This is a genomic window from Kitasatospora sp. NPDC059088 (assembly GCF_042738155.1).
Lineage (GTDB): Bacteria > Actinomycetota > Actinomycetes > Streptomycetales > Streptomycetaceae > Kitasatospora.
This window is the reverse complement of record NZ_JBHYGR010000035.1, coordinates 5,192-12,610: the sequence shown is the minus strand read 5'-3', so window position 1 is coordinate 12,610 and position 7,419 is coordinate 5,192. Positions and strand designations below refer to the sequence as shown.

The following is a 7,419-nucleotide window of genomic DNA, read 5'->3' as shown; positions in this document are numbered from 1 at the left end:
TCCGGGCGCTCTCACCGTCCTGCCGTTCCCCTCCCGGGCGGGCGCGCGCGGCGCCGCCCCCCCCCCCCCCGCCGCGGCGTGCCGGGCGGTCACCGGCTCAGCAGACCGTGCCCAGGCTGTAGCCCGGCTGCGCCGCCACGCCGTCCAGCCGCACCGGGCGGGCGGCCGGCGCCCAGTCCGGGCCGCTGCTCGACCACGCCCAGGCGGCGGGCAGGAAGCATCCGTCAGCGGCTCCGCCGCGGGACTCATCAGCGGCTCCCCCGCGGGCCCTCTCGGCGGCTCCGCCGGAGGCCGCCGACCCCTGCGAGCCGTGCAGCACCGCGACGCCCGGCAGCTCCAGCGCCAGCCCGGCGCACAGCACCGCGCAGACCAGCTCCAGGTCCTCGTCGTTGATCCGCGCCACGCCGTCCTCCCACTGCAGGACCCGGGCCGCCGCGGCCAGCCGCCCGCCCGGCGCGTCCACCCGCAGGCGCAGCTCGTACACCCCGGCGCCCGCGCCCACCAGCATCCGGCGGAACACCTCGCCACCGCGCTGGTAGGCGGCCCGCACCCAGCGCGCGTGCTCCTCGTCGGTCTCCCCCGCACCCCCGTACAGCCCGCCGTCGAGCAGCAGGTCGGCGTGGCAGAGCGTCAGCCCGTTCTCCCGGGCCCGGACCAGTCGCGGCACGAAGTCCCCGGCCAGTTCCTCGCCCTGATAGGGCAGCAGCTGGGTCTGCAACGGCGGGTTGACCAGGTAGCGGTCGCGGGCGGCGGACTCGGCCGGGTCCAGGCCGTGCAGCAGGCAGAACTCCTCGAAGTCCTGCGGGTGGAACATCCGGGCCCGGACGGTCTCGAACCGCTCCAGCGCGTCGGCCAGCAGCTCCGCGGTGTCGGCCAGGTAGCGCTCGTAGTCGGGGGCGTCGCACACGCCCCAGGCCCGGGCCCGCGCGAAGTCCGCGGCATTGGTGAGCACACCGAGGACGAACGCCTGCTCGGCCCCCTCGACCCGCCGCGGCCGGTGCGGCGCCCGCAGCGCGGGGCGCAGGCCGCCGGCGGTGCAGTCGGAGTTGCGGCGGGCGCGGCCCTTGCGGCTGGTCATCGGTGGCTCCTGACATCTGCTGGGGGCCGTCGAACGGTACGGTGACGGTCAGCGGCGGGGCTCGCCGCTGACCGTGTTACTCCCCAGTTCCGCGCGCCACACACGTACGGCGTGTCACGGAAATGTAACCACCGGTAATAGGGGTCGTCGCGGCCTCAGCGCGGCACCCGGGCCAGCTGCCGGGACTGGGCGACCAGGCGTCCGGCCTCGTCCCAGACCTCGGCGTCCTCCTCGAAGTAGCCGCCGGCCACGTTGCGGGTGGAGTGGACGACCCGCAGCCAGCCCGGGGCGGGCCTGGCCCGCAGGTGGACGGTCAGCTCGACGGTCGGGGCCCAGCCCGGCAGGCCGAGGTCGAAGGTGACCGGCGGGAGCGCGTCGGCGACCAGCAGGAGCAGCAGCGGGTCGGGGTCGCGGCCGTCGGCGAGCCGGAACCAGCCCTGGATCCGGCCGTTGCCGGAGGGCTGGCCGAGCGCCCAGCCGACGGTGGCCGGGTCGAGCCGCAGGTCGAAGCGCTCCAGCAGGGCGGCCTGCTCGATCAGCTGCCTGGGGGCGTGCTCGACGCCGATGCACTGGTCCGGCGGCGGCAGCTGCGGCGGGGTCGCGGTGGTGCGCACCTCGCCGTCGGCGGCGGCGAGGTCGCCGTGGCTGGCCACCACGCGCAGGCGTTCGACGCCGTCCTGGCTGAGCGAGGCGGTGCCGGTGGACAGCCCGCGACCGGTGCGCAGCACCTCGGTGCGGACGGCGGCCGGGCCGGGGGTGGAGGCGGACAGGTAGTAACCGCTGATCGACACCGGGTCGGGGTGCTGCCCGTGCTCCAGCGACAGCGCGTGTCCGGCCACCGCGAGCAGCAGCCCGCCGTTGACCCCGCCGCCGATCTGCCAGCCGGCGCCGAGCTCGGCCTCGTAGCGGCCGGCCTCCTCGGGGTGTCTGGTGAGGGCGATGCCCCGGTCGAACTCGCTGCGGGTCGCGGTGCTCATGGGTGTGGCCTGCCCTTCGGGTCGCCGACGGCGCCGTCGGCGAAGTTACTGACGAGTAGCACCCACCCTACGCCCACCGGGTGAAACGCGGAACGGCCGCAGGCCCCGGAGTTCCGGGGGCCTGCGGCCGTCTGCGAACAGCACCGATCAGCGGCGGATGCTCGGCTTCAGCTCCAGGAAGCGGGCCAGCATGCCGTTGACGAAGGCCGGGGAGTCGTCCGTGGAGAACTCCTTGGCGATCTCGACGGACTCGTCCAGGACGACCGCGTCCGGGACGCCGTCCTCCCAGATCAGCTCGTACGCGCCGAGCCGCAGGACGTTGCGGTCCACGATCGGCATCCGGTCGAGGGTCCAGCCCACCGCGTACTGCTCGATCAGGTCGTCGATGCGACGCGCGTGCTGGACGTACCCCTCGATCAGCTCCATGGTGTACTCGCCCACCTGCGGGGTGCCCTCGTCGGGCTTGGGCTCGCGGGCGCGCGCCACCCAGTCGGCAAGGACCTGCTGCGGGTCGACCCCGCGGTGGTCGGCCTCGAAGAGGATCTGGAAGGCCCGGGTACGGGCCTTGCTACGTGCGGCCGACACGGACTTACTTCACCCGGCCGAGGTAGCTGCCGTCGCGGGTGTCGACCTTGACCTTCTCGCCGGTGACGACGAAGAGCGGGACCTGGATCTCGGCACCGGTCTCCAGGGTGGCCGGCTTGGTGCCACCGGTGGAGCGGTCGCCCTGCACGCCCGGCTCGGTGTGGGAGATCACGAGCTCGACGGAGGTCGGGAGCTCGATGTAGAGCACCGCACCCTCGTTGGTGGCGACGAGGGCCTCGAAGCCCTCCAGCAGGTAGTTCGCGGCGTCACCGACGACGGCCGGCTCGATCGTGATCTGGTCGTAGGTGTCCATGTCCATGAACACGAAGTTCTCGCCGTCCTTGTACGAGAACTGCATGCCGCGCTTGTCGACGTTGGCGGTCTCGACCTTGGTGCCGGCGTTGAAGGTCTTGTCGACGACCTTGCCCGTCAGGACCTCCTTGAGCTTCGTACGCACGAAGGCCGGGCCCTTGCCGGGCTTGACGTGCTGGAACTCGACGACGGACCAGAGCTTGCCGCCCTCCAGCTTGAGGACCATGCCGTTCTTGAGATCGTTCGTGGAAGCCACGGGCGCACTTACTCCTGGATATAGCTGTCAAGGAACCAAGGGTTCGCGTCCTGCCGCCGGCCCGGGGGCCGCCGTCACAGGGCGAGGAGCTCCTTGGTGGTGATGGTGAGCAGCTCGGGCCCGCCCTCCTCGAGGGGGCGCACCACGAGCGTGTCCTCGATCCGGACCCCGCCCTTGCCCGGGAGGTGGACCCCTGGACCGACGGTGACCGGCACGCGGCTGTCCAGTTTACCCATGTCCGACGGACCGAGGCGCGGCGCCTCCCGGATCTCCAGCCCGATGCCGTGGCCGACCGGGTGCGGAGAGGCCTCGGCGTGCCCGGCCGCCTCCAGGACCTGCCGGGCCACCCGGTCGGGCACGCACTGCTCGACGCCCGGGCCGAGCGCCTCCCGACCCGCCCGCTGGGCGCGGAAGACCAGCCGGTGCAGCTCGACCTGCCAGGGCGCGGGAGCCGCTCCGATCACGAAGGTCCGGGCGGTCGAGACGCCGTAGCCCCGGTACTGGGCGCCCATCACCACGGTGAGGAAGTCGCCCTCCTCCACCCGGCGGTCGGTGGGCTGGTGGGCGGGCTGGCCGGAGTGGCTGCCGGTGCCGACCGACACCGGGAAGGCCGCCCGGTCGGCTCCGTGGTCGATCATCCGGCGCTCCAGCTCCATCGCCAGGTGCCGCTCGGTCCGGCCGACCAGGATCGACTCCAGCAGCTCGCCCAGCGCCTGGTCGGCGATCTCGGCGGCGATCCGCAGGTCCGCGATCTCGTGCTCGTCCTTGACCACCCGCAGCCGCTCCACCACCTGGCCGAGGTCCGCCAGCCGGCCGCCCTCCAGCAGGCCCGCGACCGCCCGGTGCCGGGTGACGGTCAGGTCGTGCTCCTCGACCGCCAGGTCGCGCACCCCCAGCCGGTCCGCGGTGGCGGCGGCCGCCAGGGCGGTGTCCGCCCCGGCCGCCACCGGCACCTGGGTGACGTCCGCGGCGATCAGGTGCTCCCCCGAGTCGTCCGGCGGCAGGTCGTCCGGGAGCGTCAGCAGCACCCGGTCCCGGGTCAGCAGCAGGGTCGCCCCGCAGGGCGCGCAGCCCGTCAGGTACCGCACGTTCGCCGCCCGGGTGATCAGCGCCGCGTCGGCGCCGGCCGCGCTGCAGTGCTCCCTCACCCGCTCCCGCCGCCCCGCGTACGCATCCGCCATGCGTCGAGCCTACGAACCCCCGGCCCGAAGCGCCCGCCGAGCACCCCCGAGGGATGCGCCGGCACCCCACTGCGCCCCGCGCGCCCCCGCGCACTCCCCGCTGACCGCCGTCACCTCCCCTCCGGGTCGATCAGGCCCCGGCGGTAGGCCGGGACGAGGTTCTGCGGGACGAGCATCTCCCGGCCGTTCAGGGTGATCGGGACGAGCTTCGGGCCGGTCGCCTTCCACTGGGCGCGGCGGTGCCGGGTGTTGCTGCGCGAGGTCCTGCGCTTGGGAACTGCCATCGGGGGCTCCTGTCGGGTGGTGCCGGGCCGTCGGGTCCGGGCTAACGGGTGGTGCCGGAGGCGTACGGGAGGAGGGCCGTCTCGCGGGCGTTCTTGACCGCCCGGGCCACCGCCCGCTGCTGCTGGACGGTGAGCCGGGTGACCCGCCGGCTGCGGATCTTGCCGCGGTCGGAGACGAAGCGGCGCAGCAGGTCGGTGTCCTTGTAGTCGACGTACTCGATGCCGGCCGCGACCAGCGGGTTGGGCCGGGCCTTCGGCGCGGCGGTGCGGTTGCGCACGGGTGCTCCCTTGCGGTGGTGGGCGGTGTCGGTCAGTGGTGGACGGGGTCGAGGAGGTCCCGGAAGCCGTCCGGGAGGGCCTTCCAGCCGGGTTCGCCGGCGGCGAGTTCGGTGTCGGTGAGCAGGCAGGAGTCGAGCAGTTCGGTGAGGCCGTCGACGTCCAACCCCTCCGCGGTGAAGCTGAGCTGCTGCACCCGGTCCCCGTGCAGGGGGTGCCAGTCGAGGGCGGCCGCGGCGCGGCGGGCCGGCGGGTAGAGGTCCCAGGCGGCGTCGGGCAGGGCGATCAGCCAGGGCCCGCACTCCTCGACCGCGAGGTTGGCCCCGGCCGCGTCCCAGGCGAGCATCAGGTCGGGCCGGTTGGCGAGCCAGAACCTGCCGCGGCTGCGCTGGGCGGCCGGGACGAGCAGTTCGAGGGCCCGGTGCAGCCGTTCCGGGTGCAGCGGCCGGCGGCGCTCCCAGACCAGGGTGCTCACCCCGGCCTCGTCGCTCTCCTGGGGGAGCAGCGCGATCGCCGGGTTGACGCGGTCGCGCGCGGCGGCCACGTCGAAGCCGCCGAGGGCGGCCCGGGCGAGCGCACCGGTGCCGAGCCGGACCACCCGGGCGGTCGGGTGGAGCTGGCGCAGCAGCGCGAGCCCCGGCGCGTGCGCGGTGGCGCGCGGCACGGCGAGCGTGGTGGCGTACTCGACCTGGTGGGCGAGCGCCTCGGCGCGGGTGCGTTCGTCCCGGGCGGCGGTGTGCTGCCCGTGCTCCACCAGCTCGTCGGGCACGGAGAGTTCGCCGACCAGCCGGTCCGGGTCGACGGCGGTGACCACGCCCGCGAGTTCGATCGCCTCCGCCAGGGGGCGGCCGTCCACCTCGCCCCCGGCGAGCACCTCGACCGCGGGGTGCGGGTCGCTGCCGCCCCAGAGTTCGACCACCGCGAGCCCGTACCGGCCGCCGTCGGCGAGTTCCAGCAGCCGGGGCAGCAGGTCCTCGCGCAGGGCGCAGCACGGGCAGTCGTTCACCAGCGGGACCGAGCCGGTGTCGAACGCCCCGCCGGCGTCCCGCAGTTCGCGGTGGACCAGGCCGCGCGCGGCGTCCCGCAGGTCGTGCCGCAGCACCACGGCGTCCACCGCGGCGGCCGTCAACTCCTCGACGGCGGAACGGCGTTCGTCCGGGTGCAGCCCGGCGACCACCACCACCGGGAGCCTGGTGCCGTCCATGCCGCTCACCAGCTCGCCTTGCGCACGCCCGGCAGGTGTCCGGCGTGGGCGTGGACGCGCAGGTTGACCCGGGAGAGGCCGAAGGCGCGCAGGTAGCCGCGCGGCCGGCCGTCGACGGCATCGCGGTTGCGGACCCTGGTGGGGCTCGCGTCGCGGGGCTGGCGGGCGAGTTCGGCCTGGGCGGCGGCGCGCTCGGCGGGGGCGGTGCCGGGGTGGGCGATGAGCCGCTTGAGTTCGGCCCGGCGCTGGGCGTAGCGGGCGACGATCACTCGCCGCTGCTCGTTCTTGGCGATCTTGCTCTGCTTGGCCATCAGACCTTCCCCCCTCGGGCGCGGATGCGGGCGACGGCGGCCTCGACGCCGATCGTGTCGACGGTCTTGATCCCCTTGGCGCTCAGCACCAGCCGGACGTACCGGCCCTCACTGGGCAGCCAGTAGCGCTTGCGCTGGATGTTGGGGTCGAAGCGGCGCGGGGTGCGGCGGTGCGAGTGCGAGATCGCGTTGCCGAAGCCGGGCCGGCGGCCGGTGAGCCGGCAGTGGGCGGACATGGGTGCTCCCTGGCGTCCGGGAATGGGCAGGACGGAGGTCACGTTACACCAGATGAAAATGACATCCATTTCGGTGTACGGTTCCGATCCAGCCCCGCGAACCCCGCACCCGGAGGCCCCCGGACCCCGAGGGTCCACGGGCCCGAGACCCCAGGAGGACGCCCGATGGCCCGCAGCGAACTGCGCCCCGTGATCAAGCTCCGCTCCACCGCCGGCACCGGCTACACGTACGTGACCCGCAAGAACCGCCGCAACGACCCGGACCGGATGGTCCTGCGCAAGTACGACCCGGTCGCGGGCCGGCACGTCGACTTCCGCGAAGAGCGCTGACCGCACGAACCCCCTCGGAGGAGCCCAGCCATGAAGCCCGGAATCCACCCCGCCTACCGCCCGGTCGTCTTCCGCGACAAGGTCGGCGGCCTCGCCTTCCTCACCCGCTCCACGGTCACCGGTGACCGCACGGTCGAGTGGGAGGACGGCAACACCTACCCGGTGATCGACGTCGAGATCTCCTCGGCGAGCCACCCCTTCTACACCGGCCAGTCCCGGGTGCTCGACACCGCCGGCCGGGTCGAGCAGTTCCGCCGCCGCTACGGCGACCGGCACTGACGGCGGAACGCGAACGGGCGCCCCCCCCGCCCGGGGTGGGGCGAGAGGCGCCCCCGGGGGACGCGCCCCCCCCAGCAAGAGCGAAGGGTGGGGGCCGCCCCTCAAAAGAC

General features: G+C 74.4%; 12 protein-coding genes. 2 read left to right on the top strand and 10 right to left on the bottom strand.

Annotated features, from left to right (window positions below):
• Nucleotides 1–97: 97 nt before the first annotated feature.
• From ACFWXO_RS17860 to rpmB, 10 genes are all read right to left on the bottom strand, one after another.
• The gene (locus tag ACFWXO_RS17860) at nucleotides 98–1,078 is read right to left on the bottom strand and encodes a hypothetical protein (RefSeq protein ID WP_380524822.1); all 981 of its coding nucleotides are present in this window, start codon (nucleotides 1,076–1,078) and stop codon (nucleotides 98–100) included.
• 155 nt (nucleotides 1,079–1,233) lie between these two features.
• The gene (locus ACFWXO_RS17855; protein WP_380524821.1) at nucleotides 1,234–2,055 is read right to left on the bottom strand and encodes a thioesterase family protein; all 822 of its coding nucleotides are present in this window, start codon (nucleotides 2,053–2,055) and stop codon (nucleotides 1,234–1,236) included.
• 147 nt (nucleotides 2,056–2,202) lie between these two features.
• On the bottom strand, nucleotides 2,203–2,640 hold the full coding sequence (gene nusB / locus ACFWXO_RS17850) for a transcription antitermination factor NusB (RefSeq protein ID WP_350508646.1): 438 nt from the start codon (nucleotides 2,638–2,640) through the stop codon (nucleotides 2,203–2,205).
• Nucleotides 2,641–2,644: 4 nt separating this feature from the next.
• On the bottom strand, nucleotides 2,645–3,208 hold the full coding sequence (efp, locus tag ACFWXO_RS17845; RefSeq protein WP_375889949.1) for an elongation factor P: 564 nt from the start codon (nucleotides 3,206–3,208) through the stop codon (nucleotides 2,645–2,647).
• Between the two features lie 74 nt (nucleotides 3,209–3,282).
• Complete coding sequence (locus tag ACFWXO_RS17840) at nucleotides 3,283–4,389, bottom strand: aminopeptidase P family protein (RefSeq protein ID WP_375889951.1); 1,107 nt, start codon at nucleotides 4,387–4,389, stop codon at nucleotides 3,283–3,285.
• Between the two features lie 110 nt (nucleotides 4,390–4,499).
• Complete coding sequence (rpmF, locus tag ACFWXO_RS17835) at nucleotides 4,500–4,673, bottom strand: 50S ribosomal protein L32 (protein WP_375889952.1); 174 nt, start codon at nucleotides 4,671–4,673, stop codon at nucleotides 4,500–4,502.
• Between the two features lie 41 nt (nucleotides 4,674–4,714).
• Complete coding sequence (rpsR, locus tag ACFWXO_RS17830; RefSeq protein WP_375889954.1) at nucleotides 4,715–4,951, bottom strand: 30S ribosomal protein S18; 237 nt, start codon at nucleotides 4,949–4,951, stop codon at nucleotides 4,715–4,717.
• A gap of 32 nt (nucleotides 4,952–4,983) precedes the next feature.
• Nucleotides 4,984–6,153: a CobW family GTP-binding protein gene (locus tag ACFWXO_RS17825; RefSeq protein WP_380524866.1), complete on the bottom strand. Its 1,170-nt coding sequence runs from the start codon at nucleotides 6,151–6,153 to the stop codon at nucleotides 4,984–4,986.
• A gap of 5 nt (nucleotides 6,154–6,158) precedes the next feature.
• The gene (gene rpsN / locus ACFWXO_RS17820) at nucleotides 6,159–6,464 is read right to left on the bottom strand and encodes a 30S ribosomal protein S14 (protein ID WP_375889956.1); all 306 of its coding nucleotides are present in this window, start codon (nucleotides 6,462–6,464) and stop codon (nucleotides 6,159–6,161) included.
• Entirely contained in the window at nucleotides 6,464–6,700 is a 237-nt protein-coding gene (gene rpmB, locus ACFWXO_RS17815; protein WP_350508652.1) for a 50S ribosomal protein L28, read from the bottom strand. The genes rpsN and rpmB overlap by 1 nt, the downstream gene beginning before the upstream one ends.
• 165 nt (nucleotides 6,701–6,865) lie before the next feature.
• Here rpmB and rpmG point away from each other — a divergent pair, with 165 nt between their 5' ends.
• Nucleotides 6,866–7,030 carry a 50S ribosomal protein L33 gene (gene rpmG, locus ACFWXO_RS17810; RefSeq protein ID WP_350508653.1) on the top strand — a complete coding sequence of 55 codons (165 nt, stop codon included), beginning with the start codon at nucleotides 6,866–6,868 and terminating at the stop codon, nucleotides 7,028–7,030.
• Between the two features lie 30 nt (nucleotides 7,031–7,060).
• Nucleotides 7,061–7,309 carry a type B 50S ribosomal protein L31 gene (locus ACFWXO_RS17805; protein WP_375889960.1) on the top strand — a complete coding sequence of 83 codons (249 nt, stop codon included), beginning with the start codon at nucleotides 7,061–7,063 and terminating at the stop codon, nucleotides 7,307–7,309.
• The last annotated feature ends 110 nt before the right edge of the window (nucleotides 7,310–7,419 follow it).

What these genes read in the sequence shown, in the direction of transcription:
- ACFWXO_RS17860 (WP_380524822.1), bottom strand. Translation starts at nt 1,078, where the DNA reads ATGACCAGCCGCAAGGGCCGCGCCCGCCGCAACTCCGACTGCACCGCC.
- ACFWXO_RS17855 (WP_380524821.1), bottom strand. Translation starts at nt 2,055, where the DNA reads ATGAGCACCGCGACCCGCAGCGAGTTCGACCGGGGCATCGCCCTCACC.
- ACFWXO_RS17840 (WP_375889951.1), bottom strand. Translation starts at nt 4,389, where the DNA reads ATGGCGGATGCGTACGCGGGGCGGCGGGAGCGGGTGAGGGAGCACTGC.
- rpmF (WP_375889952.1), bottom strand. Translation starts at nt 4,673, where the DNA reads ATGGCAGTTCCCAAGCGCAGGACCTCGCGCAGCAACACCCGGCACCGC.
- ACFWXO_RS17825 (WP_380524866.1), bottom strand. Translation starts at nt 6,153, where the DNA reads ATGGACGGCACCAGGCTCCCGGTGGTGGTGGTCGCCGGGCTGCACCCG.
- rpsN (WP_375889956.1), bottom strand. Translation starts at nt 6,464, where the DNA reads ATGGCCAAGCAGAGCAAGATCGCCAAGAACGAGCAGCGGCGAGTGATC.
- rpmB (WP_350508652.1), bottom strand. Translation starts at nt 6,700, where the DNA reads ATGTCCGCCCACTGCCGGCTCACCGGCCGCCGGCCCGGCTTCGGCAAC.
- rpmG (WP_350508653.1), top strand. Translation starts at nt 6,866, where the DNA reads ATGGCCCGCAGCGAACTGCGCCCCGTGATCAAGCTCCGCTCCACCGCC.
- ACFWXO_RS17805 (WP_375889960.1), top strand. Translation starts at nt 7,061, where the DNA reads ATGAAGCCCGGAATCCACCCCGCCTACCGCCCGGTCGTCTTCCGCGAC.